General features: G+C 65.4%; 15 protein-coding genes and 3 pseudogenes. 4 read left to right on the top strand and 14 right to left on the bottom strand.

The genetic code is table 11. From position 1 onward, the window contains the following. Window positions 1-42: 42 nt before the first annotated feature. From ACFLEY_RS17730 to ACFLEY_RS17715, 4 genes are all read right to left on the bottom strand, one after another. Window positions 43-861 (bottom strand): penicillin-binding transpeptidase domain-containing protein, encoded by an 819-nt coding sequence (locus tag ACFLEY_RS17730; RefSeq protein WP_082755195.1) that lies wholly within the window; start codon window positions 859-861, stop codon window positions 43-45. Window positions 862-934: 73 nt separating this feature from the next. After that, a complete protein-coding gene (locus ACFLEY_RS17725; protein WP_011088117.1) occupies window positions 935-1,198 on the bottom strand; it encodes an EscU/YscU/HrcU family type III secretion system export apparatus switch protein in 264 nt (87 codons plus the stop codon). Beyond that, window positions 1,195-2,832, bottom strand: coding sequence for a flagellar hook-length control protein FliK (locus tag ACFLEY_RS17720; RefSeq protein ID WP_060907950.1), 1,638 nt, complete (start codon window positions 2,830-2,832; stop codon window positions 1,195-1,197). Before ACFLEY_RS17720 ends, ACFLEY_RS17725 begins: the two co-directional genes overlap by 4 nt. 57 nt (window positions 2,833-2,889) lie before the next feature. Continuing rightward, window positions 2,890-3,684, bottom strand: a complete 795-nt coding sequence (locus ACFLEY_RS17715; RefSeq protein WP_060907951.1) for an ATP12 family chaperone protein — start codon at window positions 3,682-3,684, stop codon at window positions 2,890-2,892. Between the two features lie 76 nt (window positions 3,685-3,760). On the opposite strand from ACFLEY_RS17715, the gene ACFLEY_RS17710 reads away from it, so the two are divergent. Continuing rightward, entirely contained in the window at window positions 3,761-4,207 is a 447-nt protein-coding gene (locus ACFLEY_RS17710; protein ID WP_060907952.1) for a hypothetical protein, read from the top strand. A 185-nt stretch (window positions 4,208-4,392) separates the two neighbouring features. On the opposite strand, the gene ACFLEY_RS17705 is transcribed toward ACFLEY_RS17710, so the two are convergent. The 3 genes from ACFLEY_RS17705 to ACFLEY_RS17695 are packed head-to-tail and all read right to left on the bottom strand — an operon-like array spanning window position 4,393 to window position 8,403. Further along, window positions 4,393-5,610, bottom strand: coding sequence for an RluA family pseudouridine synthase (locus ACFLEY_RS17705; protein WP_060907953.1), 1,218 nt, complete (start codon window positions 5,608-5,610; stop codon window positions 4,393-4,395). 52 nt (window positions 5,611-5,662) lie between these two features. Next, on the bottom strand, window positions 5,663-7,000 hold the full coding sequence (locus ACFLEY_RS17700) for a replication-associated recombination protein A (RefSeq protein WP_211433893.1): 1,338 nt from the start codon (window positions 6,998-7,000) through the stop codon (window positions 5,663-5,665). Next, window positions 6,997-8,403 carry a DegQ family serine endoprotease gene (locus tag ACFLEY_RS17695; protein ID WP_060907954.1) on the bottom strand — a complete coding sequence of 469 codons (1,407 nt, stop codon included), beginning with the start codon at window positions 8,401-8,403 and terminating at the stop codon, window positions 6,997-6,999. Before ACFLEY_RS17695 ends, ACFLEY_RS17700 begins: the two co-directional genes overlap by 4 nt. Window positions 8,404-8,716: 313 nt before the next feature. Here ACFLEY_RS17695 and ACFLEY_RS17690 point away from each other — a divergent pair, with 313 nt between their 5' ends. Beyond that, window positions 8,717-10,348, top strand: coding sequence for an OprO/OprP family phosphate-selective porin (locus tag ACFLEY_RS17690; RefSeq protein ID WP_060907955.1), 1,632 nt, complete (start codon window positions 8,717-8,719; stop codon window positions 10,346-10,348). A gap of 41 nt (window positions 10,349-10,389) precedes the next feature. Here the strand turns inward: ACFLEY_RS17690 and ACFLEY_RS17685 are convergent, their stop codons facing one another. Continuing rightward, entirely contained in the window at window positions 10,390-10,776 is a 387-nt protein-coding gene (locus tag ACFLEY_RS17685; protein ID WP_060907956.1) for a helix-turn-helix domain-containing protein, read from the bottom strand. Between the two features lie 133 nt (window positions 10,777-10,909). Here ACFLEY_RS17685 and ACFLEY_RS17680 point away from each other — a divergent pair, with 133 nt between their 5' ends. Next, entirely contained in the window at window positions 10,910-11,923 is a 1,014-nt protein-coding gene (locus ACFLEY_RS17680; protein ID WP_060907957.1) for a zinc-binding alcohol dehydrogenase family protein, read from the top strand. Between the two features lie 103 nt (window positions 11,924-12,026). Here the strand turns inward: ACFLEY_RS17680 and ACFLEY_RS17675 are convergent, their stop codons facing one another. From ACFLEY_RS17675 to ACFLEY_RS17655, 5 genes and pseudogenes are all read right to left on the bottom strand, one after another. Continuing rightward, complete coding sequence (locus ACFLEY_RS17675; protein WP_060907958.1) at window positions 12,027-12,335, bottom strand: DUF1330 domain-containing protein; 309 nt, start codon at window positions 12,333-12,335, stop codon at window positions 12,027-12,029. Between the two features lie 10 nt (window positions 12,336-12,345). Continuing rightward, window positions 12,346-12,645 (bottom strand): annotated as a pseudogene (locus ACFLEY_RS17670) (SDR family oxidoreductase); the annotation flags it as partial. 75 nt (window positions 12,646-12,720) lie between these two features. Beyond that, a pseudogene (gene istB, locus ACFLEY_RS17665) lies at window positions 12,721-13,487 on the bottom strand (IS21-like element IS1631 family helper ATPase IstB). Window positions 13,488-13,491: 4 nt separating this feature from the next. Next, window positions 13,492-15,249, bottom strand: a complete 1,758-nt coding sequence (gene istA, locus ACFLEY_RS17660) for an IS21-like element IS1631 family transposase (protein ID WP_100214066.1) — start codon at window positions 15,247-15,249, stop codon at window positions 13,492-13,494. A gap of 108 nt (window positions 15,250-15,357) precedes the next feature. Beyond that, window positions 15,358-15,849: pseudogene (locus ACFLEY_RS17655) on the bottom strand (SDR family NAD(P)-dependent oxidoreductase); the annotation flags it as partial. Between the two features lie 187 nt (window positions 15,850-16,036). Here ACFLEY_RS17655 and ACFLEY_RS17650 point away from each other — a divergent pair. After that, window positions 16,037-17,014 carry a tripartite tricarboxylate transporter substrate binding protein gene (locus tag ACFLEY_RS17650; protein ID WP_060907960.1) on the top strand — a complete coding sequence of 326 codons (978 nt, stop codon included), beginning with the start codon at window positions 16,037-16,039 and terminating at the stop codon, window positions 17,012-17,014. 80 nt (window positions 17,015-17,094) lie between these two features. On the opposite strand, the gene rplQ is transcribed toward ACFLEY_RS17650, so the two are convergent. After that, entirely contained in the window at window positions 17,095-17,511 is a 417-nt protein-coding gene (gene rplQ, locus ACFLEY_RS17645) for a 50S ribosomal protein L17 (protein WP_060907961.1), read from the bottom strand. Window positions 17,512-17,568: the final 57 nt, after the last annotated feature.

Below are 17,568 nucleotides of genomic sequence, written 5' to 3'. Positions count from 1 at the left end.
ACGGCATCGCTGCGCTCGCAATGCAGATCAGCGCGGTTGCGCTCAGACGGCGCCGATCTCGGCAAGGCAGGCTTGCGTCACCGGCATGCGCTCGCCGACGAGGCGCGGCTCGGTGCAATCCATGTTGAGCGCAAACACGGTGTGCGCCTCGCCCTTCTCGGCCCAGCCGACCATCCAGCCCAGCGACGGCTCGCCGCGCTCGGCGCCCAAAAGGCCGGACTTGGCGCGAATGACGCTGTCGCCGACCTTGGTCACCGGCAGGATGTCGGCGACGAGATCCTGGCTGCGTTTGGAAATCGGCAGCGCGCGGCGCCGCAGCCGGTCGACGAAATCGACCTGCTCGACCGGATCGATGCGCAAATTTCCGGTGAGCCAGAACTGGTCGATGCCGCCGCCAACGTCGCGATTGCCGTAGTCGAGCAGGTCGACGTATTTCTGCATGCGCTCCTGCCCGATGCGGCGCGCGATCTCCTGATAGACCGGCACCGCACTGACCGCGATGGCACTGCGCAGCGTGTGATCCTTGTTCCACGCTTCGATCGGCCGCTTCACGCCGTCCCAGGGGAACACGTCCTTGTCAGGATCGGCAACCACGCCGGTCTCCAGCGCTATCAGCGAGTTCGGAATCTTGAAGGTCGAGGCCGGCAGCTTCCCCTCGCCCGAGCGCTCCTTGTCGCTGGCGACGATCAGATAGTCCTCGACCTTGTAGCCGACGAAGGTGCCTGATGTGCCGAGATCGGTGAAGCGTTTTGCCAGGCTGTCGCGGATCTCATTGCGCGGCGGCGCGACATGGGCGAGCGCGCGCTGCGGCATGGTGGCGGCAGCAGTGAGAAGACCGAGAGTGGAACGGCGGGTGAGCAAGGGCGATGTCCGTTGAACTGAGAAATGCCACGCGACCATGCAGCCGCTATCGTGGTGAAACGATGACAGCGCGTCAGCGCCCCCGGCCCGACAGCCGCAGCACGAACACCAGCACTTCGGCGACGGCCTTGTAGAGATCCGGGGGGATCTCCTCGCCGAGCTCGACCTTGGACAGTGCGCCGGCCAAAATCTCGTTTTCCTCGATCGGGATGTCGTTGGCCTTGGCAATCTCGACGATTTTTTCGCCGATCGTGCCCTTGCCCTTGGCGACGACGACAGGCGCGCCAGAGCCCTTCTCGTAATGCAGCGCAATCGCGAGCTTGGACGGATCACTCATGTTGCGCGGTCCAGGAAGTGGCCGGCGCGGGCCGGCGCCGGCTGCGGCGGCGTGCCGTCGCGCACCACGATGTCGCCGGGCTTGAGCTCGGCCCTGATCATCGCCTGGCTGAGCTCACCGATCCCGGCACGGAGCTGCTGCGCGGTCGCCGGCCGCTCCGCCCACATCCGCACGAAGGTCTTGTCGCCGTTCAGCGTGATCAGCGCATGCACGGGGCCGGCCGGCTCGACGTTGAGCGTGAATCGCGCGCGCCAGGCGCGCTTGGCGGGATCGGCGGATTCGTTACCGCCGTCGCGCGAGATCTCGAACTGCGCCATGGCGGTGCCCTGCGGTGTCGCAAAGGGAATCTCGAAATTCCACTGCGGCACGGCCGGATCGACGCGATGGCCGGAGGCATCGGTGCGATCGGGGAGCGAGGCGACCTGAAGCAAGGTCTGCCGCGCGATCGCGGCATCGGTGTCGTCGAGCAGGCGGTGCACGGTCGCAGCGAGCGGCGTGTCCGGCGCGAGCGACGGCGAGGCGATGGACTGCGGCGACGGCAGCGCGCCTCGGACCGGCGGTGGCGTCCCGCGCGCGGCGGCCTCGAAGATTTGGCCATCGGGCACCGCCTTGTTCGAGCCCGGCACGTTGCCGATCATGCGCGGCAGGTTTTGCGTGACCTCCTGCAGGAGGCTCGCGGCAAGGCCTGCGGACATGGTTCGCGGGCCCGCCGTCTGCGGCGTCTCGCCCACCATGTCGGCCAGCACGGCGGCTGCGAGCGCAGCGCCGCGCGGCGGTTGCGTCGGCTGGGCGATCTCCGTATCAGGCGACGGCAATGCCGCTTGCGCAGCCTCGCCCGCCGCCTGAAGTGCGGACGCTGCGGTCTGCGGTGTGGTCGTGACGCTTGTCGGCGGCGCAGTGCCTTGCGCCGGTGCCTGCGGCACGCCGGTCTCGAGCGCGCCTGAGGTCGCGGCCAGCGTCTGGCGCAGCACCAGCAGCGCCGCCTTCAGGTCCGGCACGGCGCCTGGCGATGGCGTCGCGCCCGCGGCCAGTGAGGCCTCGAGAAACAGGCCGGACTTCTGGAAGGCGGATTCGATGTCGCCGCCGTCGAGCTGTGCATTGAGCGGCGTCTGCTGCGCCAGCACGTCCAGCACCGCCTGCTTCAATCCCGCCGGCAGATCGCTGCCGGCCACGACGGAGGCGAGATTGGCGAACAGCGGCGCCTGGCTGCCCTGCTTGCTCGCGGCCTCCGCCGAAGCCATTGTGACAGCAACCTGCTCCGACGGCGTCAAGGTGTTGCGGGCGGCGCTTGCGGACGGCGCGAGCGGCGGGCTCTCTACCAGCGAAGCCGCGGCCGGCGTCAGCGTGACCTGGTCGGCCGCCGCCTCGCCTGCGCCGTTGACGACGGCGAGCCGGATCGTGCCGTCGTTCTGCGACACCGCGAGCTGAAGATTTTGTCCAGGCGACAGCGCGACTTCCGACATCACGTCGAAGGAGAGGTTTGCGATCGCGATCCGCACCAGATTGTCGGCGAGCACGCTGACCACTCTGGCGTCGACGACGCTGCCGGCCTGAAGCACGAGATCGGGCGTCGCCGCATCAGCCACGGGGCTGGCAGCACTGACGGGAACGATCGAGCTTATCGGCGTCGGCATCTCGGGGGGCCCAGGGAACGCTGGTCCCACCCTAAGGCCGCCCTCGTAAACCTCTCGTTAAGGACCTTTGACCGCAGGTACCTTCACCGCGTCTAGAACCGCCACGGCAGCCTCGAAATCCTGCGCGCGGGCGGCCCGGCGTGCCGCAGCTTCCTCGTCCACGCCCCATTGGTCGATGTTCCAGTCCTCGTCGACATGGGCGGCGGCCCAGACCTGGCCGGCATCGCGTACGCCATGAGCCAGCGCCAGCGCCAGCAGCGCCGAGCCGGTCAGGGTCGTCACCACATGGAGCGCGGCGACCGACCAGGCGTCGCCCGGCAGCGCCGCGCGCGCGGCCTCGACCGCCTCGTCCGGCTGCTTCACATGCATGACGCCCTCGGACAGGATGAAATGCGCGCCCAGCGTATCCGCGGCCCAGAACAGCACGGGGTCCCAATGCGTGGCCTCGCGGGCCACGAGCGCCTCGGGATGGCCGGCGCGATAGAACAGCAGGTCGGACTCGAAATATTTCGCAAGGTCGTCGCTGACGAGCTCGACGCGGTCGACTACGCCCTCGACCACGCTGTTGGCGATCCGCGTCAGCGGCATGGTCACGGGATCGATCGTCTCGCCTTGGGCCGCCCATTCGGCGGCGACCGCGTCGGCCAGCGCGCGCGAGGGGATCACGACCTGGCGGCCGGACGGCGTGCGGATCGGCCTGCCGTCGAGTGTGATGGCGAAGCCGCCTTCGGCCTCGGCGAAGCCGGCCTCCTTGTAGAAGCGCTTGCGCTGCGGCGTGCGCGCGGACTGGCGGGCCGATTCCCGCGGATCGCGCGGAGGCTGGCCCGCAGCTTCATCGAACAATTCACGCATCTTGGGTTTTCGGTCTCCGCGGCTGGATGCTAGGCTTTTAAGCTAAGACCTGTGGCCGATAAAGCGAGCGGCGGGCATGAGGGAACTTACGGGCATTGTCGCCCTATGTGCGGGACTTGGACTGGCCGCGGCGGAGGCAGGCTTTCGTAGCCCGGAATCGCTGGTTCGCAATGTCTACGCCCATTACGGCCAGGGCGCGCCGGAGCTGTCAAAAGGCCTGCCGCGGGATGGCACCACCGCCCGGCAATTCTTCGATTTCCCGCTGCGCAAGGCCTGGAGCACGCCGAGGGCCGAGCCCTATGATTTCCTGGTGCAGAGCCCGAGCTGGAAGCTCGGCCCGGTCGCGATCGCGGTGGCCCGCAGGCAATACGACAAGACCTATGTCGCGGCGAATTTCGACAATCACGGCCGCCGGGTGACGCTGAACTTCATCCTCGTCAACGGACCCGAGGGCTGGCTGATCACCGATGTCGAGAGCTCGCACGACAGCTTGCGGATGTTTCTGGAACAGTTCCGGAATTGAGGGGTAAGCCGCTCACCAAACACCTGATGTCGTCCTGGCGAAGGCCAGGACCCATACCGCGTGATCTATCGATCGCGAGAGGTCGGAATACCGAACGAGGAGTCTTCGCCAAACCCCTCCCTGGGGTAATGGGTCCTGGCTTTCGCCAGGACGACGTCGCGGAAACTCCCTAGCCTACGGATTCACTATTCCTCAGGCGCGTTCTCGATCGGATCAAACCGGCTTGCATCGAGCCCGAGCAGATTCCACGACTGCTGCATGTGCGGCGGCAGTGGGGCGGTGGCGTCGATCACGCCGCCGCGCGGATGCGGAATGACGATGCGGCGCGCCAGCAGATGCAGCCGGTTTTGCAGGCCGCCCGGCAGCTGCCAGTTCTCGATGTTGAAATATTTGGGATCGCCGACGATGGGATGGCCGATATGCTCCATATGTGCGCGGAGCTGGTGGGTGCGGCCCGTCACCGGCTTCAGCGACACCCAGGTCAGCTTGTTGCCGGCGGTCTCGACCACGGCGTAATAGGTCACCGCGTGGCTGGCGCCCTCATCGCCGTGCTGGGCGATACGCATGATGGTGTCGTCCTCGCTCTCCTCTTTCGCGAGAAAGGTCGAGATGCGGCCCTGCTTCGGCTTCGGCAGCCCCGGCACCAGCGCCCAATAGACCTTTCGCGCCGACCGCGAGCGGAACGCGCCGGTCAGGTGCGAAGCAGCGAAACGGGTCTTCGCGATCAGGAGGCAGCCCGACGTGTCCTTGTCGATCCGGTGCACAAGCCGCGGCTTCTGCCCCTTGGAGTCGCGCATCACCTCCAGCATCTGGTCGATGTGCCGCGTCGTGCCGGAGCCGCCCTGCACCGCAAGCCCAAACGGCTTGTTAAGCACGAGGACGTCGTCGTCCTCGTAGATCGTCATCTCCTTCAGCGCCTTGAGCGTCTTCTGCGCAGCCTCCGAGAGCTCGCCGACGGCCTTGGGCGCGTCGAGCTTCAGCGGCGGGATGCGGACGCTCTGCCCCTCCTCCAGCCGGTCCTTGCTGTCGACGCGCTTGCCGTCGACGCGGAGCTCACCTTTGCGGACGACGCGCTGGATGTGGGAGAACGACAGGCCGGGAAAGCGCGCCTCGAGGAAGCGATCGACCCGCATGTTGTTCTCGTCGGCCGTCACCTTGACGGTCTGCACCTTGGTCGGCAGCAGCGCCTCGACCGGCTTTTCGGGCGCAGGCCTTTCCTGTGCAGCAGCCTTGGGCGGCCGCCGCTCGGCGCGCTCGCCCGCAAAGCGCGGCGGCTTCGTCCCCGGCTTGCCACCCGGCCGCGGTCCCGCTTTCTTTGCGGTGCGCGCCTTGAACGGACGCGAATCGTCGCGCTCGTCACGCGAACGGGGCTTTGGGTTCATTCTCTTGATGCGGCGGCTCATGGCTGCCTGCGTACCCTAAAAGCCGGCTCCCGTCACGGCGAAATGGCCGTTTCTAGCGCGAGCCGCCCCGCTCCTTCCGCAGCTTGGCCCAGTAATCCAGCCGCTTCCGGATCTCCCGCTCGAAACCGCGCTCGGGCGGATCGTAGAAGGTCTGGCGGCCCAGGGCTTCCGGGAAATAATCCTGGCCGGAGAAGGCGTCGGGGGCGTCGTGGTCGTATTCGTAGGCTGCGCCGTAGCCTTCCGACTTCATCAGCTTGGTCGGGGAATTGAGGATGTGCTTTGGCGGCAGCAGCGAGCCGGCCTGCTTTGCGGTCTGCATGGCGGCCCCGAAGGCGGTGTAGACCGCGTTCGATTTCGGCGCAGTGGCGAGATAGACCACCGCTTGCGCGATGGCGAGCTCGCCTTCGGGATGGCCGAGGAAGTCGAAGGCGTCCTTGGCGGCATTGGCGATGACGAGCGCCTGCGGATCGGCAAGCCCGATGTCCTCGACCGCCATGCGCACGACGCGGCGGGCCAGGAACAGCGGGTCCTCGCCGGCATCGAGCATGCGCGCGAGATAATACAGCGCCGCGTCGGGATCGGAGCCGCGCACCGACTTATGCAGCGCCGAGATCAGGTTGTAATGGCCATCGGCCGACTTGTCATAGATCGGGGCGCGGCGCTGCAGGATGTCCTGCAACTGCGCGGCATTGAAAATCTCGTCAGCCCGTGCAGAGCGCCAAACCTCTTCGGCAAGCGTCAGCGAGGCCCTTCCATCGCCGTCGGCCATGCGCACCAGCACCGCGCGCGCCTCCGCATCGAGCGGCAGCTTGCGGCCCTCGACTTCCTCGGCGTGCGCAAACAGCTTCTCGATCGCGGCAGCATCGAGCGAGCGAAACACCAGCACACGCGCGCGCGACAGAAGCGCCGCGTTGAGCTCGAAGGACGGATTCTCGGTGGTGGCACCGACCATCACCACCGTGCCGTCTTCCATGACAGGCAGAAACGAATCCTGCTGGGCGCGGTTGAAGCGGTGCACCTCGTCGACGAACAGCAGCGTGCCCTTGCCCATCTCGCGGCGGGCACGCGCTGCGTCGAATGCCTTCTTCAGGTCGGCGACGCCGGAGAACACGGCGGAGATCTGCTCGAAATGCAGGTCGGTCGCGTCCGCCAGCAGCCGCGCCACCGTGGTCTTGCCGGTGCCGGGCGGGCCCCAGAACACCAGCGAGCCGAGCGTGCGCGTCTCCAGCATGCGCGTCAGCGCGCCGTCGGGGCCGAGGATGTGATCCTGGCCGACGACCTCCGACAACGCGCGCGGGCGCAGCCGGTCCGGCAGCGGATGCGGAGCCTCGTGATCGAGCCCCGCCGCGGCAAAGAGAGTTAGCGTCTCCTGTGGTCGCTTCGGACTCATCCGCCCAGCGTGACGTTGATCTGCTGCCCGCCGCGCACCAGCGTGATGCGCCAGATCCGCGGGCGCTCGCCCGCGGCCTTTTCGAGATCGCCGGTCTTGCTGATCTTCTGGTTGTTGACGGCCAGGATGATGTCGCCCTTCTGGAAGCCGACATTCGCGGCCGCGCTGTCGCCGCCGAGATCGGCAATCACGACGCCCTCGGTGTCGGCGTCCAGATGCAGCTCGTCGGCAACCGCCGGCGTGATGGTCGAGACCTTCGCGCCCTGGAACGGCGAACGCGCGGTGATGACGAGCTCGTTGCGGCCGGCGTCGGGTGCGGTCTCCAGCGCGATCGCGAGCTTGAGCGGCTTGCCGCCGCGCTGCACGTCGATCTGCACGGAACCGCCGAGCGGACGCGTCGCGAAGCGGTAGTCGAAGGCATTGGGATCATCCACGGTCTGGCCGTCGATCCCGGTGATGAGATCGGAGGATTTCAGGCCGGCCTTCGCTGCGGGACCGTTCGAGACCACGCTCGCGACCAGCGCACCGGTCGGCGAACGCAAGCCGAGGCTTTCGGCGATCTCGGGCGTCACCGCCTGCAACTTCGCGCCGAGCCAGGGACGCTTCACCGCCTTGCCGCCGCCCTTGGCGGAAGCGACGACCACGCGCACCATGTTGGCGGGGATCGCAAAGCCGATGCCCTGCGAGCCGCCGGAGCGCGAATAGATCGCGGTGTTGATGCCGGCAAGCTTGCCGCTCATGTCAACCAGTGCACCGCCGGAATTGCCGGGATTGATCGCCGCATCGGTTTGGATGAAGAACTGGTAGTCGGTGATGCCGACCTGCGTGCGCGCCAGCGCCGAGATGATGCCGTGGGTCACGGTCTGGCCGACGCCGAAGGGGTTGCCGATCGCGAGCACGACGTCGCCGACCAGCAGCTCGTCGGAATTGGTGAAGTCGAGCGTTGGAAATTTCTCCTTGGTGTCCTTCAGGCGCAACACGGCGAGATCGGTGCGGGGATCCTTCAGCAGGATCTCGGCCTCGAACTCGCGCTTGTCCGACAGCGACACCTTGACCTGGTCCGCGCCCTCGATGACGTGGACATTGGTGACGACGAGGCCCGACGCATCGACGATGACGCCGGAGCCGAGCGAGCGCTGCATCTGCTCGGGCTGCTGGCCGGGCACGCCGAAGAAGCGGCGGAAGATGGGATCATCCAGCAGCGGATTGCGGTTCTGCACCACCTTGGCGGCATAGACGTTGACGACCGCCGGCTGCACCCGCTGCACGATCGGCGAATAGGACAGCCGCAGCTCGGCCGGCGACGACGGGACCCGACGGTCCTGCGCCGCAGCCGGATTGAAGTGGGCCGAAAAGCCTATGCACAATGCCGTGACGACGGCGGTCCAGGTCGATCGAAACATTCCTACCTCTTGGAAAAGACGCCGGAATATAGGCGCGTTCGCCCCCCAATAGAAGGGCGCGGGATGGCAATATTCACCCCCCTTCCGGCGCCCGCCGCATACCGGCCCGGTGTGCGAAATGGCAATTTGCCCGGCGCTACGGATTGGCATGATACGCGTCATCTTGCATGGTGATGCAAGGCGGATTCGGTTGCGGCGAATTTGCATCAGTGGGAACCACGCAACCGGACGCAGCGTCGCGGGGCAGTCATCGATCCTTCCTAGGCTCTCCGTTCGCGACTTGGGGAAGTTCGTCAAACGATGGAGGCGTAACGTGAGCAGGACAAGAATTGCAGCCACGGCGATTGGTCTCGCCGGCGTGCTGGCGGCATCGCAAGCCCAGGCCCAATCGGCCAGCAACAGCGAACAGGAGATCGCACTCCTGAAGCAGCAGCTGAAGATGCTCGAGCAGAAGCTCGACAAGCTCCAGAGCCAGACCGCAGCGAACACCGCAGCGACGGCGAAAGCCAAGGCTGAAGCCAAGGCCGAAGCAAAAGCCGAAGCGCGCTCGGAGGCGAAAGCGGTCGTCGCCAATGCCAATGCGGCGATCCCGCTCAAGGGCCCGGCGCCGGCTTCCGGCGTCGTCGTGACGATGCCGAACAACCGGCCGACCATCTGCACGGCCGACGGAGCGAACTGCGTCGCGATCACGAGCCGCGTGCACTGGGATGTCGGCGGCTACGATTATCGTCCCAATACGGCAGGCACCGTGCCGCAGAAACTCGACAGCGGCGAGAACGTCCGTCGCGCACGCATCGGCGTCGTCGGCAAGTTCCTCGAAGACTGGAATTTTGCCCTGATCTACGACTTCGGCGGTTCGGCTGACGGCTTCGGCGGCACGGGGGCCGCCGGCGCTACTCCTGTCGGCTTCCTGCCCGGCGGTGGCACATCCGGCATCGAGAACGCGTATGTGAGCTACACCGGGCTGAAGCCTTTTGGCGGCAAGATGGCGATCGAGGCCGGCATCATGGACCTTGCCTGGACCCTCGATGAGTCCTCGAGCTCCAACGACATTCCCTTCATGGAGCGCGCCTCGGTCGGCGTGATCGCGCAAAATATCGCCGCCGGCGATTTCCGTTCTGCCGTCGGCGCCCGCTGGTACAACGACGTGTTCTGGGCCGGCGCGTACGTGACGGGTCCGACCACGGGTGCGATTCACTCAGCGTCGAGCGTCTCACCTCCGGGCACCAGCGAGCAGTACGGCGCGACGGCCCGCGTTGCGGGCCAGCTCGTCAGCGGCAAGGATTATTCGCTGCATCTCGGCGGCGACGCACAGTGGCTGATTCAGCCGCCGCGCAATCTGGTCGCCAACACGCAGACGCTCACGCTCAGCGACCGGCCTGAGCTGCGAATTGACCCTACGACACTGATCTCGACCGGTGCGATTGCCAATGTCGCGGGCGCGCAGGTTTATGGTGTCGAAGCCGCCGCGACCTATGGATCGCTGTTGCTCCAGGGCGAATACTACTGGTTCAACATCGATCGCAACGCGAACACCAGCGTGCCGTTAATCGGAGCGCCAAGCCTGAAATTCCAGGGCGGCTACGCGGAAGCGGCCTACGTCTTGACCGGGGAATCGCGCAAGTACAATCCAGCGAACGCCTCCTATGGCGGCGTGAAGCCCGATCATCCGTTCTCGCTCGATGGCGGTGGCTGGGGCGCCTGGGAGATCGCCGGCCGCTATTCCACTATGGATCTGAATAATCAGCTCGCGACTGCCGCCGGCATCGCCGGCGGACGCCAGACGGTCTACACGCTCGCGCTCAACTGGTACGTCAACGGCAATGTCCGCTTCATGCTGGACTACCTGCATGGCACGGTGTCGAAGCAAGCCTCGCCGGTCTCGACCGCCGACGTCGGCTCGAAGTTCGACGCGGTCGCGATGCGCACGCAGTTTGCGTTCTGACGCAATCTTGTCCGGGAGCGGCGCAGTCCGCTCCCGGACATTCACGCTGCTCGCTTCGGCTTCCTGACCGGTTCCGCCGCCTCGGGCGCCGGCGCGCAGGACAGCCGTTGCTGATGGCTCTCGCCCCACGCCTTCAGGATGTCGATCACGGGCCTGAGGCTCTCGCCGAGTTCGGAGAGGCAATACTCCACCCGCGGCGGCACTTCCGCATAAACCTTGCGGATGACGAGCTTGTCTTCCTCCAGCGCGCGAAGCTGTTTTGTCAGCATGCGCTGGGTGATGCCGGGCATCCGGCGGCGCAGTTCGCCGAAGCGCTGGGTGCCGTCCTGGAGGTGGTAGAGGATCACGCCCTTCCACTTGCCGTCGATCAGGTCCAGCGTCGCCTCGACCGAGCAGCCGGGACGCCGGGTAAAATCTCGCCGCTTCATGCGTGTTTTCCCAATAGTATCCAAACAGGGACTATATCCCCGAATTTACAGTACTTGCCAAACCGGAGCCAGCGGGACAGTTAGCAGGCCGGGCGCACGTCACAAGCTGCGCGCTATCTGATGGAGACAAGCCATGAAGGCCGTTGGCTACAAGAAATCGCTTCCGATCGAGGATCAGGACGCGCTGTTCGATTTCGAGACCGCAAAGCCCGAGCCCAAGGGGCGCGACATACGCGTCGCCGTGAAGGCGATCTCGGCCAATCCGGTCGACTACAAGGTGCGCAAGCGCGCCGCTCCGCCCGAGGGCGAGACGAAGATCTTGGGTTATGACGCAGCCGGCGTGGTCGACGCCGTCGGGCCCGAGGTCACGCTGTTCAAGCCGGGCGACGAGGTGTTTTACGCGGGCTCGATCCTGCGCCAGGGCACCAATGCGGAATTCCACCTGGTCGACGAACGCATCGTCGGCAACAAGCCGAAGAGCCTGTCGTTCGCGCAGGCCGCCGCCCTCCCCCTCACTTCCATCACCGCGTGGGAATTGCTGTTCGACCGCCTCGGCGCGGTGCCGGGCAAGAGCGTCGATCCGCGCACGCTGCTGATCACGGGCGGCGCCGGCGGCGTCGGCTCGATCCTGATCCAGCTCGCCCGCCGCCTCACGGGCCTCACGGTGCTCGCGACGGCGACGCGGCCGGAATCGCAAAAGTGGTGTCTCGATCTCGGCGCACATGCGGTGATCGACCACGGCAAGCCGATGAAGGAGCAGATCGAGAAGCTCAAGCTGCCGCCGGTGGCGCTGGTGGCGAGCCTCACCTTCACCGATCAGCACTACAAGAGCATCGCCGAGTTCATGGCGCCGCAAGGCCGGTTCGGCCTGATCGACGATCCGCCCGAGTTCACCATGAGCACGTTCAAGGGCAAGGCGATCTCGGTGCACTGGGAATCGATGTTCACGCGCTCCTCGTTCCAGACGCCTGACATGATCGCGCAGCATCATCTGCTCAATGACGTCGCCGACCTCATCGACAAGGGCGTGTTGCGCACCACGCTCGACCAGACCTTCGGCACGATCAACGCGGCCAACCTCAAGCGCGCGCATGCGCTGCTCGAGAGCGGCAAGTCGCGCGGCAAGATCGTGCTGGAGGGGTGGTAGGCGAGCACAGCGCCGCTGCGTAGGGTGGGCAAAGGCGCTGCGCCGTGCCCACCATCACGCAACGGGCGCAGAAAGGTGGTGGGCACGCTTCGCTTTGCCCACCCTACGGCAGTTGTGCTCCTGGAGCGATGCCCTCGACGAACATCAACCGCCGCTCCAGCGCCGTCTGTCGCAGCTTCAACGCCTCGGCATATTCCACTGAGGCGTACCATTCGCGCGCGCGGGCCATCGTGGGAAACTCCACGATGATGATGGTCTTGGGCGGCGGGCCGCCCTCCACCACCTCGGCGGCACCGCCGCGCGCGAGGTAGCGGCCGCCGTATTGCGCGATAGTCTGCGCCGCAAGCGCGCGATAGGCTTCCATCATCGCCTGATCGCGCACCTCGACCTCGGAGATCACATAAGCCGGCACGTGCGCAGCCTCAGGCAATCGTGTTGACGATACCACCCTCGGCCCGCAGCGCCGCGCCATTGGTCGCGGACGCTTCCTTCGACGCAACATAGACCACCATATTGGCGATCTCGTCGACGCTGGCGAAGCGCTGGATCAGCGAACTCGGGCGATGCTGCTTGACGAAATTGGCGGCGGCCTCATCCACCGACTGACCGTTTTGCTTCGCGAGATCCTTCACGAAGGTCTCGACACCCTCCGACATGGTCGGGCCCGGCAGCACGGAATTGACGGTGACGCCGGTGCCGCGGGTGAGCTGCGCCAGCCCGCGCCCCGCGGGTCACTTCAAATTCCTCCGGGTGTGGTCAGTCAAATTCCTCCACCCGCGAGGCAGGACAAGGGACTGTTAGTTTGAGTTTGTTTCCCGGGCAAGAGCTTCAGCGGCTTCTTTGAGCCGATAGCTGCGTCCGTCGAACTCAAGCAGATGGCAATGATGCATAAGGCGATCGAGGATCGTCGTGCTCATAGTGTTGTCCCCAAGGTATGCCCCCCAATCCTGCACGACGCGATTGGAGGTGACGATGACGCTGCGGCGCAGTTTGTAACGCTGATGGATCAGGGTCTGCAGCAAAGTGCCGGCGTCGTCGGGGATGGCGCGTGCGAGGAATAGATCGTCCAGCACGAGGAGATCGCAGTCGATGATGGTTCGCAGCCGGACCTCGCGTTGTGCCGGAGAGTTCAGGGCGTAGCGGTGAAAGAAGTCGTCGGTCTCAAGATACTGGACCTTGTGGCTTTGCAGGATCGCCTGATAGGCAATCGCCTTGGCGATGTGCGACTTCCCGGTGCCAGGTTTGCCAACAAGCAGAGCGTTCTCGCCAGCGGCAATGAACGCCAGGGTGTGGAGCTGGAAGCAGGTCTGACGTGGCAGTTTGGGATTGAAGGACCAGTCGAACTCGGCGAGCGTCAGCTTTTCGTCGAGCCCGGATTGCTGGTATCGCCGCTCGATAAGACGGGACTGACGACGGTCCAGTTCATCCTGCAGGATAAGGGAGAGGTCTCGAGGAAGGGCTGGTTGGCGCCCTGCGCCTGGAGCACGCGCGTCTGCAGCGTGTCGCGGACACCCGACAGGCGCAGCTGTCGTAGGCAACGCTCAATTTCCGGCATGGTCATCATGTGGCTAGGTCTCCAGTTTAAGGTGAGAAGGTGCAGCGGGAGCGCTCGTGGCGCCGGAGTTGGCCGGGGTTGCGCAGGCGACACGAGCGCGGATTGCCGTGGCGTGATCGTCGTGAGCCTCGGCCTGCCGACCATTGTCGTCGGCGTCGCGCCGCACAGCGCGGCTGAAGAGGTCGCCGTATTCCGCGGGGGTACGGATCAGCGGATGATCCTGGGTGAGCGGCGATGCCGGCTGTGGCGTCACTCCAACCTGCTCGATCGCCTGTTCGAACAACCGCTCGACGGTCGCACGCACGTGCTTGTAGCGGTAGATGCGGTTGTCGATGGCGTGCGCGCAGGCCTGCTCGACCAGCCGCGCCGGATACTTCCGGCCCAGCCCGACAATGCCCCACATCGCGCGCTGTCCGGGGCGCCCTTCGGTGTCGAACACCTGCTGGCACAAGGCCCTGGTCTGCGGTCCGATGCGCTCGGCGCTCGCCAGCAGCACGGCGGTTTGCCGCGACGGGTTGAACGGCCGTTCGCTGGTCGGCAGGACGACAGAACCGGGGTGCGCCATCCGGGAATGAACACGCAGCAGCGCACGGGTGTGGCGATCACGGATCTCGATCGTGGTGGTGTAGATGCGCACGACGACCTGGCTGCCGATCGGCGCGGGCCGCGCGGCGTAATAGCTGTTGTCGACGCGTACGGTGGTGTCGTCGCAGACAGTCCGGACGACTTCGGTGAAGATGCGGAAGGGAGCGACAGGCAGCGGCCGCAGGTGCGGCTTCTCTTCCTGGAACATCGCCTCGACCTGACGGCGCGTGCTGCCGTGGATGCGTTTGGAAGCCCAGTTCTCCTCCCAGTGCCTCAAGAACTCGTTTTGCGCCTCCAGCGTCTCGAAGCGCCGTCCGGCCAGCGCAGTGCCCTGGGTATGTTGAATCGCATTCTCGACGCATCCTTTCCGATTTGGATCGGCCACGCGCGCGGGATCGGCGACCACGGCGTAATGAGCCAGCATCGCGCTGTAAATCGGGTTGAGCTGGGGCTCGTACAAATCCGGCTTGAGGACGCCTTCCTTCAGGTTGTCGAGCACGACATAGCTGGGGACCCCGCCAAAATACCGGAACGCCTCTTCGTGGAGCTGCGCCCAGACTTGTTGGCTGGACTTCCAGACTACCCGCCGGAAGCTGCGCCGCGAGTAGCGTAGCGTCATCACGAACAGGCGGGGACGACGGTACCGCCCGCTCTTCGGATCAACCGTCGGCGCGCCCTCGCCATAGTCGACCTGAGCTTCCTCGCCGGGGAGGAACTCAAGACGATCAAACTGCTCAGGATCAGCGTGCCGCAACCGGCGCACAAACCGCTTGACACTCTGGTAGCTGGACGGAAAGCCAAATTGATCAACCAGGTCCTGGTAAATCGCCTGCGCGTTCCGCTTCAGCCGGACCTGTTCTTCGATCCACGTCCGATGCGCTTCGCAAGCCGAACGGGCCAGGCTGCTGGTGACCGTCGCTTCCGATGTCCCAAAAGCCGGTGGTCGGGGTGGAGGAATTTGGCCGTCCGCGCTCACCGAGCCGGTGGTCACTTCCCCGGGGGAATTTGCCTCCGCACCGGCCCGCAGCGCCTGATAACGCCGGATCGTCTTGCGATCGACACCCGTCAGCCGGTGAATCTCGCGCTGGCTGGTGTTGCGATCAAGTAATGTAAGTACGGTGCTTTGCAGATGTCGCTTCAAGACGTTCAACTCCCCGGCCCCTTGCTGGCTAAAGGGGTCGAACATAAACGTCCTGCCTGACCGGCTACTGCTGTTCAGCGGCGCTGACGGCGATCATCAGGTGGGGGAGTTTCAAGTGACCATACCCGGGGGATTTTGACCGACCCACGGGGCGCGCGCGACCGAGAGCTGGGCGGTCTTGCTCATGCCGTAGTGAATCATCTCGACGGGAATGTTGAGGCCGGATTCCGACGAGATGAAGACGATGCGGCCCCAGTTGCGCTTGAGCATGCCCTTCAGATACGCGCGCGACAGCCGCACACCGCTCATGACGTTGACCTCGAAGAAGCGGCTCCAGTCCTCGTCCGGGATATCGAAAAAGTCCTTCGGCTCGAAGATCCCGGCATTGTTGATGAGGATGTCGACCTCGGGCAGCTCGGACACAAGCGCCTTGCAGCCCGCCGCGGTCGAGACGTCGGCAGCGACGCCGCGCACCTTGCCACCCGCCGCTTCCAGCTTGCGCACGGCGGCGTCGACCTTGTCCTGGCCGCGCCCGTTGATCACGACGCTCGCACCGGAGGCGGCGAGACCTCTGGCAATGGCGTGGCCGATGCCAGCGGTCGAGCCGGTCACCAGCGCAGTTTTTCCGGAAAGATCGATATTCATGTAGTATCTCCATCAGATCGATGATGGGAATATCGGACGCGGCGGATCGGGCCGCAATCGGCGCTCACCAATCAGTGAGACGCCGAGCACTTTTCCTGCGACAACGTAGACACCCCGCCTGAACCGCGGCTGGAACGATTATTGCTAAGCAGCACGGCGTCTCATGTGAACACGGAAGAACTATGCGATGAAGCGGACGGCTCTCACGATTTTTCTCGGACTGGTCGGCTTGATGGGCGGCAATTCGCTCGCGCCGGCTCAAACGGTCTATCCGGAGAAATCGTTGCAATTGATCGTCCCCTTCCCGCCGGGCGGCGCCTCCGACGTGGTCGCGCGCATCATCGGCGGCGAGCTGGAGACGCGGCTCGGCAAGCCCGTGATCATCATGAACCGTCCCGGGGGCGGCACCACGATCGCGGCCAAGGAAGTCGCACGTTCGGCGGCTGACGGATACACCCTGTTCTTCAGCTCGAACTCGAGCTTCACGCTGCCGGCAGCCGTGAAGGAAAGCGTGCCTTACGACGCGGCCAAGGATTTCGAGCCGCTCGGCCAAGTCGGCAAGATCACGCTGGCGCTCGTCACTTACAAGGACAATCCCGTCAAGGACGTCGCTTCGCTCGTCGCCGAGGCGAAGGCCAATCCCGACAAGCTGTCGCTCGCATCCTTCGGCGTCGCGACCGTCTCGCATTTCGCCGGCGAGCTGTTCAAGTCGAGTGCCGGGGTCAAGATGGTCCACCTGCCCTACAAGGGCAGCGCACCGGCGATGAACGACCTCATCGGCAAGCACATCCAGTACCACGTCGACACCGTGATCGCCGTGAAGCCGCAGATCGAGGCGGGCACCGTCAAGGTGCTCGCGGTGTTCTCCGGCAAGCGCACGCCCTACCTGCCCGACGTGCCGACGCTTGCCGAGCTCGGCTACACCGGCATCGACTTCGCGTCCTGGGGCGCGGTCGTCGCGCCCAAGGGGCTGCCGCCGGCCGTTCACGACAAGCTGACGGCGGCGCTGGAGGAGATCGTCAACAGCCCTTCCGTCATCGAGCGCTTCACCACGGTCGGCTTCGAACCGGGCTTCATGCGCTACAGCGACTGGGCAGGAGCCATCGGCAAGGAGACCGCCGAGATGAAGGAGATCGCGCAAAGGGCGGGGATCAAGGAAGAATAGTCGCGCTGATCTTCGCGAGCCCCAAAAACAAAAGCGGCGCCCGAGGGCGCCGCTTTCAATTCCGTACCTGCTGAAACGGCTTACGCCGCCGCGGCTTCCTTCTCCTGCACCGGACCGGAGTCCTGGCCCTTGGCATCGACGTCGCGATCGACGAACTCGATCACGGCCATCGCGGCGTTGTCGCCGTAGCGGAAGCCGGCCTTGATGATGCGGGTGTAGCCGCCCTGGCGGTCCTTGTAGCGGGTCGCGAGCACGTCGAAGAGCTTCTTGACCTGATCCTTGTCGCGCATCTCGGAGATCGCCTGGCGGCGCATGGCCAGCCCGCCCTTCTTGCCGAGGGTGACGAGCTTCTCGACGATCGGACGGAGCTCCTTGGCCTTCGGCAGCGTGGTGACGATCTGCTCGTGCTTGATCAGCGCGGCCGCCATGTTGGCGAACATCGCCCTGCGGTGTTCGGCCGTGCGGTTGAGCTTCCGATGAACCTTGCCGTGACGCATGTAACTATTCCTTACGTTAAAACTGCCGCGACGGTTCGTCGGACATGTTGCTCAGGT

The sequence above is a fragment of the Bradyrhizobium sp. YCK136 genome, from assembly GCF_044570075.1.
Classification (GTDB): Bacteria; Pseudomonadota; Alphaproteobacteria; order Rhizobiales; family Xanthobacteraceae; genus Bradyrhizobium; species Bradyrhizobium diazoefficiens.
Note: the sequence above shows the minus strand (reverse complement) of the source record. Positions and strands in the feature narration are given on the sequence as shown.